Annotated in this window: 23 protein-coding genes; 3 read left to right on the top strand and 20 right to left on the bottom strand. The window is 28.4% G+C overall.

Annotation, left to right across the window (positions count from 1 at the left end; genetic code table 11):
* Nucleotides 1-86: 86 nt before the first annotated feature.
* The 3 genes from SBL15_RS03620 to SBL15_RS03610 form a co-directional block, all read right to left on the bottom strand.
* Nucleotides 87-809, bottom strand: coding sequence for an amino acid ABC transporter ATP-binding protein (locus SBL15_RS03620; protein WP_107612293.1), 723 nt, complete (start codon nucleotides 807-809; stop codon nucleotides 87-89).
* Entirely contained in the window at nucleotides 802-2,256 is a 1,455-nt protein-coding gene (locus tag SBL15_RS03615) for an ABC transporter substrate-binding protein/permease (RefSeq protein ID WP_142813610.1), read from the bottom strand. Before SBL15_RS03615 ends, SBL15_RS03620 begins: the two co-directional genes overlap by 8 nt.
* Before the next feature lie 233 nt (nucleotides 2,257-2,489).
* Nucleotides 2,490-3,548 carry a PTS transporter subunit IIC gene (locus tag SBL15_RS03610; RefSeq protein ID WP_053016830.1) on the bottom strand — a complete coding sequence of 353 codons (1,059 nt, stop codon included), beginning with the start codon at nucleotides 3,546-3,548 and terminating at the stop codon, nucleotides 2,490-2,492.
* A gap of 894 nt (nucleotides 3,549-4,442) precedes the next feature.
* Here SBL15_RS03610 and SBL15_RS03605 point away from each other — a divergent pair.
* Nucleotides 4,443-4,808, top strand: a complete 366-nt coding sequence (locus SBL15_RS03605; RefSeq protein ID WP_317955197.1) for a hypothetical protein — start codon at nucleotides 4,443-4,445, stop codon at nucleotides 4,806-4,808.
* A gap of 765 nt (nucleotides 4,809-5,573) precedes the next feature.
* Here the strand turns inward: SBL15_RS03605 and SBL15_RS03600 are convergent.
* Nucleotides 5,574-5,789 (bottom strand): hypothetical protein, encoded by a 216-nt coding sequence (locus tag SBL15_RS03600; protein WP_317955195.1) that lies wholly within the window; start codon nucleotides 5,787-5,789, stop codon nucleotides 5,574-5,576.
* A 364-nt stretch (nucleotides 5,790-6,153) separates the two neighbouring features.
* On the opposite strand from SBL15_RS03600, the gene SBL15_RS03595 reads away from it, so the two are divergent.
* On the top strand, nucleotides 6,154-6,333 hold the full coding sequence (locus SBL15_RS03595; RefSeq protein WP_317955193.1) for a hypothetical protein: 180 nt from the start codon (nucleotides 6,154-6,156) through the stop codon (nucleotides 6,331-6,333).
* Between the two features lie 343 nt (nucleotides 6,334-6,676).
* The gene (locus tag SBL15_RS03590; protein WP_317955191.1) at nucleotides 6,677-7,129 is read left to right on the top strand and encodes a hypothetical protein; all 453 of its coding nucleotides are present in this window, start codon (nucleotides 6,677-6,679) and stop codon (nucleotides 7,127-7,129) included.
* Nucleotides 7,130-7,165: 36 nt separating this feature from the next.
* Here the strand turns inward: SBL15_RS03590 and SBL15_RS03585 are convergent, their stop codons facing one another.
* The 16 genes from SBL15_RS03585 to SBL15_RS03510 all read right to left on the bottom strand — a co-directional run bounded on the left by SBL15_RS03585 (nucleotide 7,166) and on the right by SBL15_RS03510 (nucleotide 19,653).
* A complete protein-coding gene (locus tag SBL15_RS03585) occupies nucleotides 7,166-8,089 on the bottom strand; it encodes a peptidoglycan recognition family protein (RefSeq protein ID WP_317955189.1) in 924 nt (307 codons plus the stop codon).
* A gap of 32 nt (nucleotides 8,090-8,121) precedes the next feature.
* Nucleotides 8,122-8,529 carry a phage holin family protein gene (locus SBL15_RS03580; protein ID WP_233641458.1) on the bottom strand — a complete coding sequence of 136 codons (408 nt, stop codon included), beginning with the start codon at nucleotides 8,527-8,529 and terminating at the stop codon, nucleotides 8,122-8,124.
* Nucleotides 8,530-8,579: 50 nt separating this feature from the next.
* A complete protein-coding gene (locus SBL15_RS03575) occupies nucleotides 8,580-9,857 on the bottom strand; it encodes a phage baseplate upper protein (protein WP_317955186.1) in 1,278 nt (425 codons plus the stop codon).
* 16 nt (nucleotides 9,858-9,873) lie between these two features.
* The gene (locus SBL15_RS03570) at nucleotides 9,874-10,083 is read right to left on the bottom strand and encodes an SGNH/GDSL hydrolase family protein (RefSeq protein WP_233641459.1); all 210 of its coding nucleotides are present in this window, start codon (nucleotides 10,081-10,083) and stop codon (nucleotides 9,874-9,876) included.
* A gap of 2 nt (nucleotides 10,084-10,085) precedes the next feature.
* A complete protein-coding gene (locus SBL15_RS03565; RefSeq protein ID WP_317955183.1) occupies nucleotides 10,086-10,874 on the bottom strand; it encodes an SGNH/GDSL hydrolase family protein in 789 nt (262 codons plus the stop codon).
* An 11-nt stretch (nucleotides 10,875-10,885) separates the two neighbouring features.
* Entirely contained in the window at nucleotides 10,886-12,547 is a 1,662-nt protein-coding gene (locus tag SBL15_RS03560; RefSeq protein WP_317955181.1) for a hypothetical protein, read from the bottom strand.
* Between the two features lie 14 nt (nucleotides 12,548-12,561).
* On the bottom strand, nucleotides 12,562-13,521 hold the full coding sequence (locus SBL15_RS03555) for a phage tail family protein (protein WP_260677833.1): 960 nt from the start codon (nucleotides 13,519-13,521) through the stop codon (nucleotides 12,562-12,564).
* 12 nt (nucleotides 13,522-13,533) lie between these two features.
* Nucleotides 13,534-13,932 (bottom strand): hypothetical protein, encoded by a 399-nt coding sequence (locus SBL15_RS03550; RefSeq protein ID WP_317955178.1) that lies wholly within the window; start codon nucleotides 13,930-13,932, stop codon nucleotides 13,534-13,536.
* Nucleotides 13,933-13,991: 59 nt separating this feature from the next.
* Nucleotides 13,992-14,603 (bottom strand): hypothetical protein, encoded by a 612-nt coding sequence (locus tag SBL15_RS03545; protein ID WP_317955176.1) that lies wholly within the window; start codon nucleotides 14,601-14,603, stop codon nucleotides 13,992-13,994.
* A gap of 70 nt (nucleotides 14,604-14,673) precedes the next feature.
* The gene (locus SBL15_RS03540) at nucleotides 14,674-16,782 is read right to left on the bottom strand and encodes a hypothetical protein (RefSeq protein ID WP_317955174.1); all 2,109 of its coding nucleotides are present in this window, start codon (nucleotides 16,780-16,782) and stop codon (nucleotides 14,674-14,676) included.
* Nucleotides 16,783-16,801: 19 nt separating this feature from the next.
* Entirely contained in the window at nucleotides 16,802-17,149 is a 348-nt protein-coding gene (locus tag SBL15_RS03535; protein ID WP_107637881.1) for a hypothetical protein, read from the bottom strand.
* Between the two features lie 62 nt (nucleotides 17,150-17,211).
* On the bottom strand, nucleotides 17,212-17,556 hold the full coding sequence (locus tag SBL15_RS03530) for a tail assembly chaperone (protein WP_317955172.1): 345 nt from the start codon (nucleotides 17,554-17,556) through the stop codon (nucleotides 17,212-17,214).
* Nucleotides 17,557-17,625: 69 nt separating this feature from the next.
* Complete coding sequence (locus SBL15_RS03525) at nucleotides 17,626-18,258, bottom strand: phage major tail protein, TP901-1 family (protein WP_317955170.1); 633 nt, start codon at nucleotides 18,256-18,258, stop codon at nucleotides 17,626-17,628.
* Between the two features lie 11 nt (nucleotides 18,259-18,269).
* Nucleotides 18,270-18,665 (bottom strand): hypothetical protein, encoded by a 396-nt coding sequence (locus tag SBL15_RS03520; RefSeq protein WP_107637878.1) that lies wholly within the window; start codon nucleotides 18,663-18,665, stop codon nucleotides 18,270-18,272.
* A 9-nt stretch (nucleotides 18,666-18,674) separates the two neighbouring features.
* Nucleotides 18,675-19,025: an HK97-gp10 family putative phage morphogenesis protein gene (locus SBL15_RS03515; protein WP_317955167.1), complete on the bottom strand. Its 351-nt coding sequence runs from the start codon at nucleotides 19,023-19,025 to the stop codon at nucleotides 18,675-18,677.
* 301 nt (nucleotides 19,026-19,326) lie between these two features.
* Entirely contained in the window at nucleotides 19,327-19,653 is a 327-nt protein-coding gene (locus SBL15_RS03510; protein WP_317955165.1) for a phage head-tail connector protein, read from the bottom strand.
* Nucleotides 19,654-19,665: the final 12 nt, after the last annotated feature.

Raw genomic sequence — 19,665 nt, 5'->3', positions numbered from 1 at the left:
TCCTAGTAAATATTCCAGTTCAATTTAAAAATAGCGAGTTTGAAACATGAAATAATGTCTCAGACTCGCTGTTATTTGTTTACTTATTATAAAACTCTTGATAAAAAGTTTTGCGTTCTTTGATGTGTTGGTGATTGAAATATTTGCTGAGGTGAACCTTCTTCAATAACATACCCATCTGCCATAAATATAACTTTATCACTCACATCTTTTGCAAATCCCATTTCGTGTGTAACAACAACCATTGTCATTCCTTCTTTAGCTAAATCTTTCATTACCTTTAGCACATCATACACTACCTCTGGATCCAATGCAGACGTAGGTTCATCAAACAATATAATATCTGGATGCATAGCCAGTGCCCTTGCAATCGCAACTCTTTGTTTTTGTCCTCCAGATAATTGAGAAGGATATACATTTGCCTTATCTTCAAGTCCAACTTTTTCTAATAAAGTTAATGCCTCTTGTTTCAATTGATTTAAATCGTTTTTATTTAATAACTTAGGTGCCAATATGATGTTATTTAATACAGTCTTATGTGGAAATAGATTAAAATTTTGAAAGACCATGCCCATTTTTTGACGTAATTTATTTAAGTTATTTTTGTGATTGGAGAGTTCATTACCTTCGAATATAACCCTTCCATTTGTCGGTGTTTCTAACAAATTCATACATTTTAATAAAGTGCTTTTTCCACTTCCTGATGGTCCTATAATCGCTAATACTTCACCTTTTTTAATCTCTAAATTAATATCCTTAAGCACTTCATTTTTTCCAAATTTTTTATTTAAATTTTCAATTTTAATCACTTGCTTTCAGTCTCCCTTCGATTAAACTCATTAATCTTGATAATGAAAAAGTTAATACAAAGTACATACATGCTGCTATGATTAATGGCGTAAATGGATCAAATGAAATACCTTGAACAACCTGTGCATTAAACATAATTTCACCAACCCCAATTGTAGATATGATTGATGATTCTTTTATTAAAGTTACAAATTCGTTTCCTAGCGCTGGCAATATATTTTTAAAAGCTTGAGGCAATATGATATGAATCATTGTTTTTGAGTAGTTTAACCCCAAGCATTGTGCAGCTTCAGTTTGACCTTTATCAACTGCATTAATTCCAGCTCTAATTATCTCAGCAATATAGGCTGAAGAATTAATAACTAAGGCAATCGTCCCACAAATTAAAGCTGAAATGTCTAATCCTAAAAGCGCGGTAGTGCCAAAAAATACGATAAACACTTGCACTAACATCGGTGTTCCTCTTAAAAATTCTATATATATTGTTGCGGGTAAAGAAATAATTTTAAACTTACTTAATTTTGCAAGTGCAATAAATGACCCGATTATTGCTCCACATACAACACCAATTAAAGAGATTATTATAGTGTTTTGTAATCCTTTTAAGAAAAAAGTTCCATACTTTTGAATAAAGCTTCCATCATCAACCATTTGTTCTGAAGCAATATCCATATATTTATTAATTAAATGTTTATCTTTAACATCTTTAATAGACTGATTTAAGTGTTCTAGTAAAATTGGTGAGTCTTTCGGTAGTGCTATAACTGTGGGTTTCTTTTCTTCATTGAAAGAAACATGGGCAATATTTAAATCCTTATTTTGCTTAGCATAAGCATCTGCTACTGGTTTTTCGATTACTAAGCCATCAATTTTTTTACTTTTAAGTGCCAAAATTGCATCTGGTAAACGATTTAATGAACTTATTTGTGCATTTTCTATTTCTTGCTGTGCAATTTTTTCTTGTTCACTGCCCTTTTGAGCTCCTATTTTTTTATTATTAAAATCACTCAACTTATGGAAGGTATCATTATTGTTTTTTCTAATTAACATAACATTTCCTGTTTCCATATATGGATCGGAAAAATCAACTTCTTTTTTTCTTTCAGGTGTTGTTGTCATTCCTGATATAATTATGTCAATTTTTCCAGTTTTCAAAGCTCCTAGTAGGCTATCAAATTGCATATTCACTATTTTTAACTTTAAATGATTATCTTTGGCAATTTTTTTTGCTAATTCAATATCTACACCAGCATACTCTGTTTTACCATTTTTAGTTTTTTCAAATTCTAATGGTGCGTAATCAGCTGATAATCCTACTCTTAATTCACCCCTATCTTTAATTTTATTCCAAGTTGCATCTTCATCAGCTAATGCCATTGGTTGTATGTATATCAATGTCAAACTAATTAAGATTGCTATCGCAAGTACTTTTGTTAATTTTTTCATAAGCAACCTCCTTTAATTAATTCATTATTATACATATAAACGCATTAATATACAATATAAATTTTTAAAAAAAGAGTGAAACAAAATTCGATTTGAATCTTTGTCTCACCCCGACAGGTTAACTAGAGTTGAGAAAAGGTCAATATAAACACTTTCTCAATTCAGTTAAAAGGTTTGAATTAAATTTATTTCATTATATAAATTAAACTTTTGTACATACATCTTAATTGCTATTATTGTTTAGGAATTTCGAATTTGTATATACCATCATGATAGCTTGGTATTAATTTTTTGCATATTTCATGTATAATGAATGCACTCACAAATGGAATAACAAAATAGCCGAAAACGAGCAAAATAATATTTATAGTAGCGTCTCCAGACATTCTATTAAATGCATTAATCGGTCCTACCAAGCCTGTATAACCAAATCCGGCAGATAAAGGTGTACCTTTAATACCTATAGCATATGCCAATACACCAGAAACGATACCATTTAAAGTTAAAGGAACTGCAATAATTAAATGTTTTAAATAGACTGGAATCATCATCTTCGCTGCACCTATAAGTAAAACAATATTAACCCCCATAGAGTTAACTCTTATTGAACCGAATATAAAAGTCACACAAGCTGCGACAATGCCCATGTTAGCAGCACCACTTCCCAAACCAGTTAAACTTATAGCTGTTGCTATGGCGACTAATGAAATAGGTGTAACCATTAACAATGAGAAAGTCACACTAATTAGTATAGACATAATTAAAGGATTAAGATCAGTGAATGAATTCACCATATGGCCAAGTCCTTTAGTAATTGTTTGTACATAAGGTAAAGTTAATAAACCAATTAATCCACTTAATACAGGTATTAAAACTGGTAATATAATCATTTCAAGTGAGCCTAATTTCCCTTGTAAAAACATATACATTGCACAAGCTATAATTACAACTAATATGATATTGATTATATCTCCAATACCTTTTAAAACAATGCCCTTAGCTGTAAATTGAACCGCTCCAGATCCAAGCATAGCGGCTACGCCTACCATGCAAGAACCTGCCCCATTAAACTTAAATTGATGTGCAGCTAAAACACCGATAATAAATGCCATGAATGATTGAATTATCATTACTAATTGAAACACAGTTTCGAGCATTGGATGTGCATCCATAAATAACTTCAAAAATTCTCCTAATAACGCATTTGGCAATAAAGCTAATACTACTCCAGCACCTACCGCATTTAGAATATTACTAAAAAAATACTTTAAACTTACACGTTGTTTACTCATAGTAGCCTCCGTTTTTAAACATTAGCTTTATCTTAGTACATACTAATGTGTTTAACAATATGAACATTTCTTTTTAATCAAAAATTAATGCTAATATTTAAAAAAAAGCCATTGATAAAACTTAACATAAGAAGTTAAAAAAAATTATAAATATAATAGTTTAATAACTGATACTTAATCACTGACTAGAAAATTGAAAAATTCAAATCAATTACAAAACAAAAAAAGTGGAAACGTTGTTAAAACAACATTTCCACATTGAGAATTATACCGGCGGTCGGCAAATTAAATTACGACAAACCTTATTAAATTAAGCTTTATCTTGCATACATGACATTGGTGTGACATAAAACTTTTGAACTAGTTTCTACCATTATATATGTGAATTTATCAATTCATAAGCTCGTATTATTTACGAGCTTTTTTCATCTAAGTAATTTTTAATTTCTTCACAAAAATGGTCAAGTAAATTTAACTTTTCCAACACAAAAAAGAAGCTAAGGCAAGATGCCTTAACTCCTTATACCACTAAGTCTTTCCCCGATTTGCTTAGCGAATTAATATTGTTTCATGTATTGATCGCGTTCCCATTCAGAAACTTGAGTTCTGTTTTAGCAAATAGAAATTACACTAAATTATTATAACTTAAAATCCTATTAAATTAGGACTTAATACCTAATAATAAGTATTGGTATTTAATTTTACTTGACCAAAAACTTGACCACTTTTCTAATTTTAAAAAATGGTCAAGTAACTAGGCTCTATCCCTTATGTATCAAGAGATAGAGCCTTATTTTACATTTAGAAAATTGGTCAAGATTGATTGTAATAAAAACAGGGTATATTGATGTAAACATTATAAATTATTTACATTATATTGGAGGAAGATATTTAATGTTTATTCTAGACGAAACTGCTACCTCAAATTTACCAGCGATATGGTCAGCTATTGCTGCAATTTCCTCATTTATTGTAGCGTTTATCACTTTATGTATTACTATTAAAAAGAATTTAAATGAAAGAAAACGAAAATCACCAAATATTATATTGACAAGAAAAGAGTATAAAATTAACAGTGATAATCTCCCTTCGGAATTACACGTTTTGGAATGGTTCAATAAATTTTTAAGAAAATGGTATAGGCATAATAAATTAAAATATAGTTTAATAGTAACATCAGATCAACCAATTTATGATGTTCATGTCTCTATAACTCCTTCGAAAAATAATAACATAAATTTTCTAATTGACGAAATTTAAAAAAGATATAATAAAGAGACTTCTGTAGTCGATACAAATAATAAATTAAAATCATTTAATGAATTTCTATTTGAATATTATTATAACAAAGATACCGAATATTTCGGTATAAAACCTGACACCAATGAAACTACTCTTATTTATTCAATCAATGATAGAGAGTATCATTATTATGAAAAAATAGATGATATTTTAACATTTCCATGCCCTAAAAGTATTTATGTATATATATATGCTTATTATTTAGAATATAAAGAAAAAGTTAAGAACGCTTCATTAGCAATTACTACTTTTGAAAAAAACTTCACTTTCAATTTAGAAATAAGTTATTTTAATAAATACGAATCTAAAACAAAATTAATCAATGATAAAATTGAATTTAAAATTTCAAAAGAAATTGAAGCGGATGCTATTTATATTAAAATTCAAAATAAATTATTTGAATCTAAAAATTCAAAAAACTTTTAACTAACTATCATTCTATACAATTTTAAAGCTCCCCACACCTTAACTTATTACTTTAAAAGATGTGAGGGGCATTTAATTATAAGTTTTCTAAGTAATCTTTTACTTCTTGCAATGTATAATCAAATTGAGTAGGTTCTTCAATTTCTTCTCCATAAAATTTACTATTTAGATTTTCGCTTTTGTCATAAATTTTTTAATACATAAAAATTGCCTCATAAGTTAATAAGCAAATCAACTTATGAGGCTAATATTAAATATCATGTGTAAATACTAAGATTTTCTTAGATATATACTACTCTAATCAATAGTTAAACTATTTATAAATTCTACCGCTTCGTTTCTAAAAAAGAAATTGTTCAAAGCTTTATAAGTGTAACTTTTACAGACTCTATAAATTTTACGGTTTGTACTTAGTTGATAAACCTCAACTCTGTAACCTTTATAATAAAAAGTATTAATGTATGCATCAACATTTCTTGATAGCAAATTTGCGTATGTTTGAGTGTTTTTCATGTAATAACCTACTTTCTTAATCATCCATGATAAAACTTCTTTCAATTATAAGTTTAGTGTAGCATCAATTGGAAATTTTAAAAGTTAGTTATATATGTATATTACAATTAAATGATTTAAATACTTTCTTTAATATTGTTTTTCACAATAAAGCGTGCCTAAATCTTTATTTTTGAGGGTATTATATATAAATAATATATCAAATAGGAAGTGAATAATTAACGTGGACAAGGAATTTAATACTATACAAGAGAAAACTTTCAAAAAGTATAATCCAAAGTTTAATGCTAATAATAAATTATACTTAATTACATTCCGTTACTTACTACCTTTTAGAATACCTTTTATAAATGGAAACACTACTATGATTGACATTGAAGAAAAAGCTGTGTTATTCCAATTTTTACAATCTTCTGAACGCGACTCTATGGAAGACAGAGTATTTATATATAGACCTTTGAAACGAACTATAATCGAAAGTACAATTTTCTTAATAGAGATGATTTTAAAAGACTCAAAAGAGAAGCTAATAGTGGCTCTATGAACACATCAGAAATATCTAATCTTTTTGATTTTCAATTGAAGGTTTTAAACAATTTAATTGAAAGTACAATCATAAAATTTAATCATTATAATTTATACTCACTTAACAAAGGAGAATTATCAAGCGTACCTTTATATAAAACATATACTTTCTATGCCGATACTTGCACAGAATTCAATCATGGTGCCATATTTCTTGATTATTTCAAAGGTTTGGAAATAAACGAAAATGCAACTCTAGATAAAAAAAATTCTTCCATATTAACCAATATTACGAGGATTATAAAATTTTTCCAAATAAACATTCAGTATTACTTTTAGGAGATGCTCAAAGAAATTTCGATTTGTGTGATTATAATTCCACAATAATTAATGCTCAAACTTCCGTAGAAACATTTATTAAATTTATAGTTGAAAATTATTATATATATGATAAAAATTTAAGTAAAGATGATGCTAAAAATAAAACCAGTAAATTTAAAAATTCTATTTACGACCACTTATTCCCAAAAGTTATTGATGGGTTAAATTTACCTAGTGGAGAAGCGCTTAAAAATTGCTTAAACATTTATTATTACGACTATTATGATTTTAGAAATGAAATAGTTCATAATGGTTATAATGCGAGTGAAAAAGAAGCTAAAGATTTTTTAACAACTATATTAGACATTTATACTCTTATAAGTTACGGATTAAACAATACAGGGGTTTCTTCTAACTTTGTAAATTATTATAAATCGCATTATTTTTCAAGTTCTGGTACATCGATAAATGGAGTTGCTAATAAATATCTATAAATAAAAAAGGGGGCCATTTCTGACCACCTTTTTAAGTTATTCTTTATATGTTTCTTCTACATCAATAGTATCTTTATGAACCCAACCATTATTGCTAGGTGAATATGTTCTACACCAAATATTCCCCTGCGGATCTTGAATTTCTTCATAAATATAGACTAAAGAACCCGCTTCAAGTACATCTTTTTCTCTAGCAAAGCTATAGTTATCAAAGCTACTACCTGCACGTTCACGTAAAGATGCATCATATTTAATTGTACCTTTGTAATAAGGTTCTTCAGACCATACTTTCACACGTTCACAGCCTTTAGGTTTTTTCTCGATAACTTCATCATCTTCAGGTAAATCCATTACTGTATCTTTATCTATATCAGTACCATCCATATAATGTTGTACTAAATTATCAATCACATCAATTTCATGACGACCATTACCACAGGCTTCTAATGCATTACCTGGATCTTGTTTATCATCTTGAATATCTTGATGACCAGGGCATTTATTGTAATGGTAGATATTCCATGATTCGAATAATACTGCACAAACTCTAGCAAAATTGTCTAATGCTTTTAATGAACGTTCTCTATCGTTTGGGAAGTAACATAACTCTCCACCAAATGCTGCGTCATTGGCATCATCACCAAAGTAATAATTATCTTTAGGTGTATCGTATATTACGTGCCATGCTTTTTCATCAATAGGAACATCAATAATACATTCTTCATCATCTACAAAGAAATGCGCTGAAGCGGTTGAAGCCCAATCTTGCATATAAGTATTGATATAATAATCAACATTTTGTTGCGCTGTGCTACCTGGATTACCTGTATCATGATAAACCGCAAAAATCGGCTCGCTTGTATCAAGTTTTTGACCAGTACGTCTAGTTCCGTATGGTATTAAATCTAAATATACTGGTACACCATTCCATGTATCTAAAAACTTTTTATTATTACTCATACTTAATCATCTCCATATAAAAAGAAGCGACTTTATTTAGCCGCTTCATCTTTTTTAGTTGTTTCTTCATTAAAATTCAATCTGCTTTTTAATTGGTCAGGAATAGGTACACCTAATTTTACTGAATTTTCTACAATGCTAGTCGCTTCACCAATGATAAAGAACATTACAGTAGCATTAACTAATAAACCGTGCATTTGAAAAATAATATCTAATGCGTTTGCTACAATGATAACACATAAAAATGCTATTTTTTTTACATAACCTAGCATTGCTTTTTTACTCATTAATTTACCTTCGCTAAACGCAGTAACCATTCCAGTTATTACATCTACAAAAATCAATAAAAGTAGAATATAAACTAACACTTTATTTCCTGAATAAATCAAGCTCATAAAATTATCAACTTCAATATTATATTTATCTGCTATATCAGCCATTCAATACATCCTTTCTTAATAAAAAAACTACCTATTTAAATAGGTAGAAATTAGTAAATACCATAAATTGCAGTAATAGTTGCATTTGAATCAGTTGCAGCATTTCCATCAGAAGCTATTTGAGTTTTGGTTACTTCTAAATGAGTATCATCTTTTATTAAAATTTCAATTTCTTCTAGATATCCATTTTTCATATGACCTTCACTAGATCTCATTCCTGTTTGATTTAAATATAATGTAGTTCCATTAGCAGGAATTGTTACAAATTTAGTTGAATGTCTATCACTAACAAATGTTACATTTATAATTAACAGTCCGAATTGATGAACATTTCCACGTAGATTAATTAAATTATTTTTAGTAGCACTTCCCTCCCATAGTAGGATAGGGATTGAAGTTTTCCATCTACTATATAATTTACCTTTATATTTTTCTCTTGAAAGTCCTGTGCCTAAAACAGTTATCATTCCATTATTATCATCTTGCATAATAGCTTGAATAAATCCATTACTATTCCCTGGATTTCTTGTAGGTAGCTTTAGAGTGTTCTCATTATAATAATAATGACCTGTTTTTGTAATATTAGCCACATCATCTAAAACACCAGGAATAACTTTTACATCCATTTTAGATTTATCTAGATCATCAATTTTAGTTTTTACTTCTTGCTTAACCGTATCAATAGTTCGCACAACTGTATCAACTTTATTATTTACATTATTAATAGTAGTATCAACTTCACTTTTTGTTACTAAACCATTTTCATTGATACTTTCTTTTAAATTGTTAAAACCTTGATGTAAACTATTCATTAATGTTGTGTCTACTTCAATTTGAGTATTAATCCCGCCTAATAAATCATTAAGTCTTAAAACTTCTTCATTAATTTTTGTTTTAAATTTGTTAATTTCTTGTTGATATTCTGTGTAGTAACTTTCCGAGTTAATACCAAATTCGACTTTATTTTTAAGTACATTAATCTTTACTTCAAGACTTGAATCCGTCTGTTCATCCCTTTTAAGTTTAAAGAATGCTTGCTTATATTGTCCTTCTGCAGTACTAGCTTGTTGAGGAAATGTGTATCTAAATACGCCTTTTTTAGGATCTAATACAATTGCCCCAGTAGTATCAATGATTCGCTCACCATCTGGTTTAACCCCTTCAAAAACTGGCGTCAAACCTGTTAAATTGTAAGGATATCCATTTGACCATACTGTAATTGTAACTGTTTTTAATCCTCCATCACCCACCCTTGTGATTAAATATTGTTGTTTTTCTTGTTCGGAACCTTGTTTAGTAATATCAAAAAACAAATCTTGATTTGCCATTTACAAAATCCTCCTTTTAACCATAAAAATAATAAAAATTCTTAATTAACTCATATGCAATTAGTTCATGTGCTAATTCATTAGGGTGCAAACCATCAGTCATATTTTTGTGACAATACGCTGGATTATAAGGGTCAAATATTGTAGTATGATATGCGTCAAATACTGGTACTTTAAGTTCAGAACACGCTAATACTTGAGCATTAACATAATCTTCAAGAGTCAATCCTAAATTGTTTCTATCTGTGTCTTTTCTATATATTTCACCCTGTTTATTGGTAGCTGTCTAGTTGCGGTCATTACAATTATTTTAACGTTGTTATTATTCTCTTGTAACTTTCTAATAGTTTGGATAAAAGCACCATAAAATGTAGAAGTATCACTCTTATTAGTACCAATAGCAATATTTTTTATCCAGTCATCATCAGTTCCTTGGACAATAACTAAATTCCCCTCTCTTACTTTCGAAGCTTGGCTAAATATACTATTTGAATAAGTTTCTGACATAGTAGCACCGCTAACTGCTAAATTAACAACTGGTGCATTTAATCTGTCAGACAAATATTCACCAAAGTTTTTTGTTGCACGTAGTCCTTTAGCTACTGAATCTCCAATACAATGAATTTTAGTTATATTTTCTAATTCACTTGAATATTTATAGTAATCAGTTACCATTGAGCCATTTTGTGTTACTTTAAAGCTATTAAGTTGATATTTTTCAATTAAATTATTTATATCTTTTTGAATTCTTTCTGATAAATTTTGATGTTTAATTCCTTTTAAATCCGTTTTGCTATCCTCAAATTGACTAGTTATTTCCAGTGGCGACATTTCTGGAAGTACAATCGCTCTGATTTCTTTTTGTAATTGATCATATTTCTTATTAAAAGAATCATTAATCATTTTTTCAATAATACTTTTTTCTTTTACTTCAGGTAGTTTTTCTGCAAGTTCCTTAAAATTTTGTTCAACGTCATTTTTAAAATCTCTAAAAATAGGCGATAAATTTAATTTCATCTTTTACCTCCCTAATATTCAAATATACTTTCCAAAATGATTTTATTTGCTTCATTTAAAACATTTATTTCATTTCCAGTTATAAAATGATTATTTAAATGTATTCGTTTACTTATATAATTATTAAATTGAAATGATAATAAAACTTCATCTTTTGGTAATAATGCTTCTTTGGGTATTATTTGATAAAAATTTATATTATTTTCTGTATCTTTCCAATCTAAAATAAGTCCATTTCTAGTATCAGAAACGGACTTACTTAGTAAAATACTGTCATCTTTATTTAATATTTTATTTATATTTGTCATAATCATTTTATTTACATTTTGATTGTGAAATTGATTAATCAACAATTTATCCTCTTTAGTCATAATTCCATCACTAGTACTTGTAGCTAATGGTATTAATTCAGTATTTAATAAACCATCATTAATTAATGCTTTAAAACTATCTCCTCCATTATTACTAATTTGAATACCTTTTGATTTAGTTAATGCAATAATATTGAGTTTATTAATTAAAGTTAAACCATTGCTATTAGCATTTAATGCATTCCCCATGCTAATTAAATTTTCTGTATCGCTAATTAATGAGTTAACTTTATTTTGATTTGCTTCAAAATTAATATTTTTATTAGCTAAATCCTTAGTATAGGTAACGCTATTATTTACCAACGATAAATATCGTTCACTTCTTTTATAATCTCCTAGAGTAGCTTCTTGCTTAAAAATATTATTATTTTCATCTCTTTTTGTTTTTACTTCTATAATTCTAATATTATCATTAATCAATAGCGGACTATCTTTAACCGGTACAATACCACCAACGTGTACTACTGCTTCAGGAAATTCATCTTGCAATGCTATAAAATCAAGCGATAATGAATATTTAAATGAATTATTAACAATTTCCTTCATTTTCGACATTAAATATTTACTATCATTAATTTTACCATCTTTTACTGGGGGTGCTTCATATTTACCAATTGTATCTATAAGTGGATGTTTATATTCTAGCTTTAAGCCTGCATTTTGAAATTTATTATTATAGTTTCCAAATCCTTTTATATACGTATAAAGATCGCTTGAATCTTCTTCTAATTTAAAATTCAGAGCATTCGTACCATTTTTTATATAATAATTAGCTAAATGAAATACTTTCTTCTTGAGTACAAAAGTTTTAATCTCAGGTTTATATTCAAATTCTAAACCGTATCGTTCTAACCCTTTTTTAAAAGTTTCAAGTTTATTTTCACCGTCGCCTGCATTTTCCCATTTTTTCGAATATACCTTATCTTTTAATACAAAATTATATAAACTATCAGCAAACACAATTTCAAAAAATTTTTTAGCTGTATAATTACCTGTTAAATTTTCATATATAATTCTGCTTTTCAAATCATCTATTTGCTTTTCTTTCGCTACTACTGATACTTTTACCGATTTTGAATTAGATTCTTTTTTTATAAATGTAATCACAAATTCTTTATTATCCTCAGAGCCATTTACGTTTGTAACTTTCCATTTTTTAGATATATTATCAATTAGTGTTTTATTATATTCATCTTCTACAAATTCAAACTTTAATTCGCTTTCTCCACTTATTTTTTCAATAACTTCTGTAGTTACAGGTAGTAAAAAAGCTTGGTTAATATAATTTATTAATTTAATCAAATTATTACCACTTCCTATTTGCTATAGAACCTCATGTCAAATTCAATTCTTTTAATTGTTTGATTTAAAACAAAGTTATTATATCCACTTTCAAATGTGGGTAATTCTGAATTTGTATAACGAACTATACTTTCTCCATTTTTTAAAATCCTTAAAGAGTCATATTCAATTTGATCTCCCTTTTTAAGTTCAAGACCTTTAATACTCATTATAATTTTATTATTTAAAGACCATATAAATTTATTTGTATTATGACCTAAAATAATTTTTATCCTTTTATACATATTAAATTGATTGTTAGGAATAGAACCATGGTAATAAACTCTACCAGAATTAACTTTTTCAAAAATATATTTTTGTTTACTTTCATCTTCTAGATCAATTTCTTCATCAATTGACCATAAATCACTAATAAATTGTTGATGCAGTTCTAAACTTGTTCCTATAGATTCTGCAAATGGTAATTTCGTTGTTTCAAATTCTAATTGAACATTGCCCGTATAATTTTTTTGCGTAGGATTCAAGATATTAGTTAATTTAACTAGATATCTTTTAGCTGTAACAAACTGGTCTGTGTTATTTTGGTATACAGGGTTTTGATTTTTATCAACAATTTGATACTCACTAGCCACTGTGTCCTTAAAAATATAATTATCTTTTTTACTTTTTCTCAATTCACGTATCCAAAAAGGATTAATGTCTTGAACAAGTTCATAAAGTAAGTTTCTTTGTAAAGAATAATCTATATTATCTCTAGCAATAAAAAAGACAGGTACCAAGATTTTTCTTTTTCGATAAACACTACTTATTAAATGTCTACCATGAATACCTTCATAATCTTGAAACTTGTCTTCTGATTCAATGTTTTCAACTACTACGTCTTTTACATTAATTCCATAATCTGACAGTCGGTAATTATCACCATTTAATTTTGTTATTTCAATATCCAGTTTAATTACCTCCTTATAACTCAAAAATAGAACGATTCAGGCGTTGCGATCATTTACAATACTTGTTAATGCATCGTTATCAACGTTCATTTCAATTCTTACTGTTTTCATACGAGGATTTATATCCACTGTATGACTATGCTGAACCATAGTATTGATATTTCCATTAATGCCACTAAAACTTCCTGTCAAATTAGGAATATTAGTTGTTTCAAAGTTAGGACTAAATGCGTTTACCATTCCTGAAGCAACTCTTGATACTGAATCAATCACTCTTCCCGATTGCCCATTTATTCCTACTATCAAACCTAACATTGTATAGTTACCTATACTTCTAAACACTTTTGATGGAGAAGCGATATGTAATAAACTTTTAGCAGCGTTTATAGCCCTGCCTACTACATCTTTTACTTTATCAACTAAATTTCCCGCCATGCTCGCCACCCCATCAACTAATCCCATTATTAAATCTCTACCAGCACTTAAAAAGCTCCCTACAGATCCTTGTATAGCACTAAGAGCACTTGAATTTTTTCTTTAATTGCATTGTAAAATTGACTCATTTTTTCTTGAACAGTTGAAACCATTTCACTAAATTTTGATGCTATAGCTGACCAAATTTGTTGTGCAATTGAAACTACTAAATGATAAGCCGCAACAATTCTATTAACTATTACTTCTTTCAGATAATTCCATAATGCACTAGCGATTGAAACAATTCCTTGCCAAATTGATGTTAGAATTCCTAACAATCCATTAAATAACGAATTTGCAATTGTACAAATAGCATTCCATATAGTTGAACCAATTGATAAAATCGTATTCCATGCTCCTGACCAATTTCCAGTAATCATTTGCATAATTAGGGTAATAATATTTAATACGATAGTAATAGCAGTTTGAATAATAACTGTTATATTCGACCAAACAGTTTGTATAACTGTAACTACAATATTCCAACCTGTTTGAATAATTGCTACTATTATATTAATTATTGTCATAATATATACTGAAATTCCATTCCAAATAATCATTATGGTATCCATGATTAATTGATTGTTTTGTTGCCACCAAACAACTAAAGTTCCCCATATTGTCATTACCACTGTCGTAACTACATTAATACAATTAGATATATATGTCGTGATTGTATTCCATACTGATATAACTGCGTTTCTAAATGTTTCGTTCGTATTCCATAAATAAATAAATAAATATTCCTATTAAAACACCGATTATAGCAACAATTATAAGTATTGGAGCACTAATAGCTGAAAAAGCTTCTATCACTAAGGAAAGTACACCAACTACATCCATGACTATTGGCACAACAGTCATTAATATACTAACAAATATTCCAATGACTCCTAATATTTGCGCTATTGCAGGATGAGCTTCAAATAGCGTAGCAATAAACCCTGCTACTGCGTTTAAAACACTAAGTACTACTGAACCAATTGGAGACATAGAAGTCAAAAAGTTTATTAATGCTGTTGCAACATTTCCAACTATCGAAGCTAAAATTGGCCCATTTTCATTAATGTAATCAATAAATTGTTGAAATCCTTTGGATTGACCAACACTTTCAGCCCATGTTCTAAATTGACTAGCTAATGTTGAAATAGAGCCTAATAATGAAGAAGAATTAGAACCAAAAGCTTTAAAAATACTTACAATCCCTATGAAAGTATCACCAAATATTTTACCTATAATAGGTAGATTAGTTTTTACATAATTAATAAAATTATTAATACCTTGAGAAGTAGAAACTTTAGAAGACCATATATCAAATTTTTCTGCTAAATCATTTAATCCTTTAGCCATGAATACAAATAGTGGACTAAATTGAGTGAATATCCTTACTAAACCATCACCAAATTTACCCGCAGATTGAAGTAAATTATCAAATATCGTCATACCATCAGTTCTTAGAGTGCTAAATGCCTTGTTAGCCGTATCAGAGGACTCAACCCATGTTTGAAAGCGTCCTGCACTATCTTCAACCTTGCTAGCAACTTCACTAATAAATGGTGATAATTGCGTTAAAGCATTTCTAGCAATATTGGCACCTATTGCTAATGTATTAAAAATTTGAGATTGATTTGAACTCACAATACTTTGCCATGCAGATTTTAAATTATCCACTGAAGATTGGTAATTTTGCACTTCGCTCGTAACTGATAAAGTGCCATCTTTTAGCATTTTTAACGCAGACAAGCTTATAGCTGCGAATGAGCCGACACCTACAGTTGCAATTCCAAATGCACCTGCCATGCCTAGTGCACCTCCGCTCACGACAGCTAACGCATTACCAATCATAGCAATTACTGGTATTAAACTAGCTACAATTGGTATTAATGACGTAAATGAAGCCATAACTACACCACGAATTATACCCGAAATACTACTTCCTAAGTTCCCCATTGAATTACTTACTTTACTCTTTATTACTTGGTTAAATTGGTTGATTTTTGCAATCAAACTGTCTATTTCATTTTTAGACATGTTGGTTTCTGTTTCTGATTTAACCTTAATTTTATTAGGAATACTTTTAAGTATCTTCTTAAATATAGAAATTTTAGCAATACTAGCAGCAGTTTCCACTTCAACTTTTGTTTTACTAGTATTATTTTCTATAGATCGTAAAGTTCTTTTTACGCGATTAGCTTTGAACATAAAGAGCTTGTCTGATAAATCAATTGCAGTATTAATACGTTTATTATCTAGTACATCAGTAGCAATTTTATATTTGTTTAATTTTGCTTTTGCATTACTTATATTTAATGCAACTTCAGTATTTACTTTTTTAGCATCTAGATTATTTAAATCAAACTTAAAACGATTTATTTCTGCAACAGCTTTTTTATCATTAAAATCTATATGTGGATTAGCTTGTGTTTGATCTAGTACATTAATCATTCTTGTGAAATTAGACAATTTAACTTTAGCCATATTATCGGAAATATCTATAATAGAATCAATTTTTCTATTATCTAAAACATTATAGACTTGTTCTAATTGATTAATTTTGGAAATAGCTTTTTGTGTATTACTATCTATAGTCACGAGATGTTTAGATTTTTCTAATCTTTTCAATGAATTTTCTGCTTTTATTAATTTAGACTGTAATGCTTTATCATTAGCTTTCAATTCTAAATCATTAATTTTAAAAGCGATTTTCTCAAATTTTTCAATTTTTTTTATTGCAGATTCAATTTCACTTTTAAATTTAGAAGTGCTTGCTTTAAGTGTTGTGCTAACTGAATATCCTGTATTTCCACTCATAGTATCCTCACCTCCAAATTTAAGTATGTTTGTTAATTTCTGCTATTACTTCAAATAAAGCATTTTGTTCAGGATCTATTTCTTTCTTCTCATTAGTAAACATAATTTGTTTACCTTCTAATAAGCGTTTGTAATTATATTCATAATCTATGATGTCATTTACAGATTTGAAAACATACGCTTCTTTAGGTTTCTTTTCAGTACCAATATTCTTAGTTGCAGCTGCGTCTCTTATAGCAAAAGCCAATTTATATAAATCATACTCTTTGCGTAAAATTTCAAATCTTAAAGCGTACATACGATAATTAAATTCAGATAAAGTTAGATTATTAATCTCTTTCAAGCTTTTTATGTTTAATTCACTCATACAAATAATAACTATTCTATCGTAAGTCATTTTCTCTTTTGTAGATTCTTTGGGATTTTCAATTATCTCGTTTTTACTAAATCTTGGGTTAAAGGTTTGTTTCCCAATTCTTCAATTAATACTTTTCCAAATGCTCTGAATGAGCCATATTCATTGAAGATGCCATTTAATACTTTTTCTAATTCTTCATCATTTTTAGGTCTTCCTTTTTGACCTTTAGTACAAGCTTTAATAATTTTTGATAAGGCGAGTACATTACCTGTTTGTAATTTAGGTAGTAACGTTTCTAAGCCTTCACCTAAATTAATATCCCTAACTTCATAACCTAATTCTTTATCAATTGCATTTAATTCGCCTAAACCAAATTTTAATTCTAATTCATTTTGTCCGTTTTTAATTGTAATCATTAATAAATCCTCCTAATAAAAATAAGTAGGTCGTCAAAACCTACTTACTTAAAATAACTATTTTTAAAATTAATGAGTTAACTCATTTGAATTTTCATGTGTTTCTAGATTCTCTCGATTATCTAATGCGGTTGAATTATCGATTCTGTTTGAATTAACAACTGGTTGCGTAATAATTTTTGGTGCTAATCCATCATTAGCATAGTCTTCTTTTGTAGTATCATGGAACTTATAGCCTACTTTCGCTAGTTTTTGAGTTACTTCTTCTGTAATAGTTGCATAACCACGTTGATATTTATCGTGTACTGCAAATTCAACTTCATATTCCTCTACTGAACCATTCTCACCTTTACGTTTAAATTTTTTAAAACGTCCTTGATGATATTTAGCTTTAAATTTTCCTTGATTTTCATTTTCACCAGCAATTTTACTCTCTATTTCCCAAGCTTCATAAGCTACTTTATCTCTTACTGCATCTTCAAATTCATCGCAAAGAGGATCAGTATAGTTCGCTTTAGCAGTTGCAGACAGAGTATTCTCTAATTTGCCATCACTTGTATAACTTCCATCCATTGTTTCTTCAATATCAAAATCATTTTCCAATTCATTCTCAAATTCAGTCATAAACATCATTTTAGTGGCATTAACTCTTTCACCACATTTTCTAAATAAGTAAAGTCTATCTTTACTGTCTTTGTACATAAATTAACCTCCTATAAAACTTCATATTCAATATTTATTATTGTATGAAGTAATTCTATATCAGTAGAGTAATCAATAATTGTATTAGTAGTGATTTCTTTATATCTAATTTGGTAATCTTCAATTTCAGTAATTTCAGATAAAATAGTTTCAGCATAATTTACACAAAGATTATGCTCTCCTAAATCATTATCATTACTCCATACGTCAATAGTTCCATTAAAAGTGCCATGATATGAATTAAATGTATACTCTGTTTTAATTGTTTTAAATTGTCCAACTACAAAAAAAGGATAAGGTATTTTATTAGTTATATCTTTTGAATCTATAACTTCAATACCTAATCCTTTTAGTGCAGTAAAAGTAGCATCATATAGTAATTGTGCAGGCGTATATTTAATTGTCATAATTAACTCCTATCCATGAATTAGTCTTTCTATATCTTCATGTACTTGTTTTTTCAAAGTTAAGTAGGTTGGAAAAATAAATGGTTCTTTTCTCATGTACCGCGTTCCATATTCCAAATATCCACTATAATGAGCATTAGATATCACTTCATACTGTAATAGTCCAGTCTTTTTAGCTTTGATTTGTCTAACTAAATTACCTGTCCAATATCCTTTCACAAAAGCTTGTTGGGCATTTCTAACAGCAATTTCAACACCTTCATTAGCATTGTTTTTCAAAATAAAATCAATATCTTCATCTATGTCATTATGCATCATTTGTAGTTTTCTTTTTAATTTTTCTGCACCTTCAACTTTCATGGATTAATCTCTCTAATAAATATCGAAGTTGTATGTTGATAATGTTTCACCTTAACGATTTTATATTCTCTGTTTTCAATTAATGCATGAGTGGGTATATAATTTATTACTTTCGGTATTCTTAGGACATTGATATCCTGAGTAATTTCACCAAACTCAACTCTTGTGTTCTCTGCTGTTAGACAATTACGATTACAAACTACATTTTCTATATATTCTCTTGTAACTTCTTTTCGTTTAGTAGCTGGATTGTATCTAGATTCACTTTGATTATATAATGTAACTCTATCTTTATAATTCATTAATAAAATTTAACGAAGCCTTTCTTTTCTTGTTTATAAAAAAGGTTATTTAATACACCATTATATTCATCAAAGTCGTGTGATTCATAGCTACTTGAACGACCATCTTGATTTTCTGAAGACATTCCTTCAGCTCCAATTCGATTATATCTTTTAGTTGCAACTTCAATTACAATAAATCCAATTTCTTCCGGCACTTCTTGCTTTACTACTGGCAATAGTGCTAATAATTCATCTTTTACATTATGAATAATAACATTTAACTGCTCACCTTGAAAGTTATCAATCAATCCGATACGTTTTTTTACACTATCTAAATAGTTCATCTATTTACCCAC

It is taken from the genome of Staphylococcus sp. NWU MKU2, from assembly GCF_033283605.1.
Classification (GTDB): Bacteria; Bacillota; Bacilli; order Staphylococcales; family Staphylococcaceae; genus Staphylococcus; species Staphylococcus haemolyticus.
Note: the sequence above shows the minus strand (reverse complement) of the source record. Positions and strands in the feature narration are given on the sequence as shown.

Excerpts from the sequence above, each read along its gene's own strand:
- SBL15_RS03615 (WP_142813610.1), bottom strand. The coding sequence starts at position 2,256 with ATGAAAAAATTAACAAAAGTACTTGCGATAGCAATCTTAATTAGTTTG.
- SBL15_RS03610 (WP_053016830.1), bottom strand. The coding sequence starts at position 3,548 with ATGAGTAAACAACGTGTAAGTTTAAAGTATTTTTTTAGTAATATTCTA.
- SBL15_RS03605 (WP_317955197.1), top strand. The coding sequence starts at position 4,443 with ATGTTTATTCTAGACGAAACTGCTACCTCAAATTTACCAGCGATATGG.
- SBL15_RS03600 (WP_317955195.1), bottom strand. The coding sequence starts at position 5,789 with ATGAAAAACACTCAAACATACGCAAATTTGCTATCAAGAAATGTTGAT.
- SBL15_RS03595 (WP_317955193.1), top strand. The coding sequence starts at position 6,154 with ATGATTGACATTGAAGAAAAAGCTGTGTTATTCCAATTTTTACAATCT.
- SBL15_RS03585 (WP_317955189.1), bottom strand. The coding sequence starts at position 8,089 with ATGAGTAATAATAAAAAGTTTTTAGATACATGGAATGGTGTACCAGTA.
- SBL15_RS03580 (WP_233641458.1), bottom strand. The coding sequence starts at position 8,529 with ATGGCTGATATAGCAGATAAATATAATATTGAAGTTGATAATTTTATG.
- SBL15_RS03575 (WP_317955186.1), bottom strand. The coding sequence starts at position 9,857 with ATGGCAAATCAAGATTTGTTTTTTGATATTACTAAACAAGGTTCCGAA.
- SBL15_RS03565 (WP_317955183.1), bottom strand. The coding sequence starts at position 10,874 with ATGAAATTAAATTTATCGCCTATTTTTAGAGATTTTAAAAATGACGTT.
- SBL15_RS03550 (WP_317955178.1), bottom strand. The coding sequence starts at position 13,932 with ATGGCGGGAAATTTAGTTGATAAAGTAAAAGATGTAGTAGGCAGGGCT.
- SBL15_RS03540 (WP_317955174.1), bottom strand. The coding sequence starts at position 16,782 with ATGAGTGGAAATACAGGATATTCAGTTAGCACAACACTTAAAGCAAGC.
- SBL15_RS03535 (WP_107637881.1), bottom strand. The coding sequence starts at position 17,149 with ATGAGTGAATTAAACATAAAAAGCTTGAAAGAGATTAATAATCTAACT.
- SBL15_RS03530 (WP_317955172.1), bottom strand. The coding sequence starts at position 17,556 with ATGATTACAATTAAAAACGGACAAAATGAATTAGAATTAAAATTTGGT.
- SBL15_RS03525 (WP_317955170.1), bottom strand. The coding sequence starts at position 18,258 with ATGTACAAAGACAGTAAAGATAGACTTTACTTATTTAGAAAATGTGGT.
- SBL15_RS03520 (WP_107637878.1), bottom strand. The coding sequence starts at position 18,665 with ATGACAATTAAATATACGCCTGCACAATTACTATATGATGCTACTTTT.
- SBL15_RS03515 (WP_317955167.1), bottom strand. The coding sequence starts at position 19,025 with ATGAAAGTTGAAGGTGCAGAAAAATTAAAAAGAAAACTACAAATGATG.
- SBL15_RS03510 (WP_317955165.1), bottom strand. The coding sequence starts at position 19,653 with ATGAACTATTTAGATAGTGTAAAAAAACGTATCGGATTGATTGATAAC.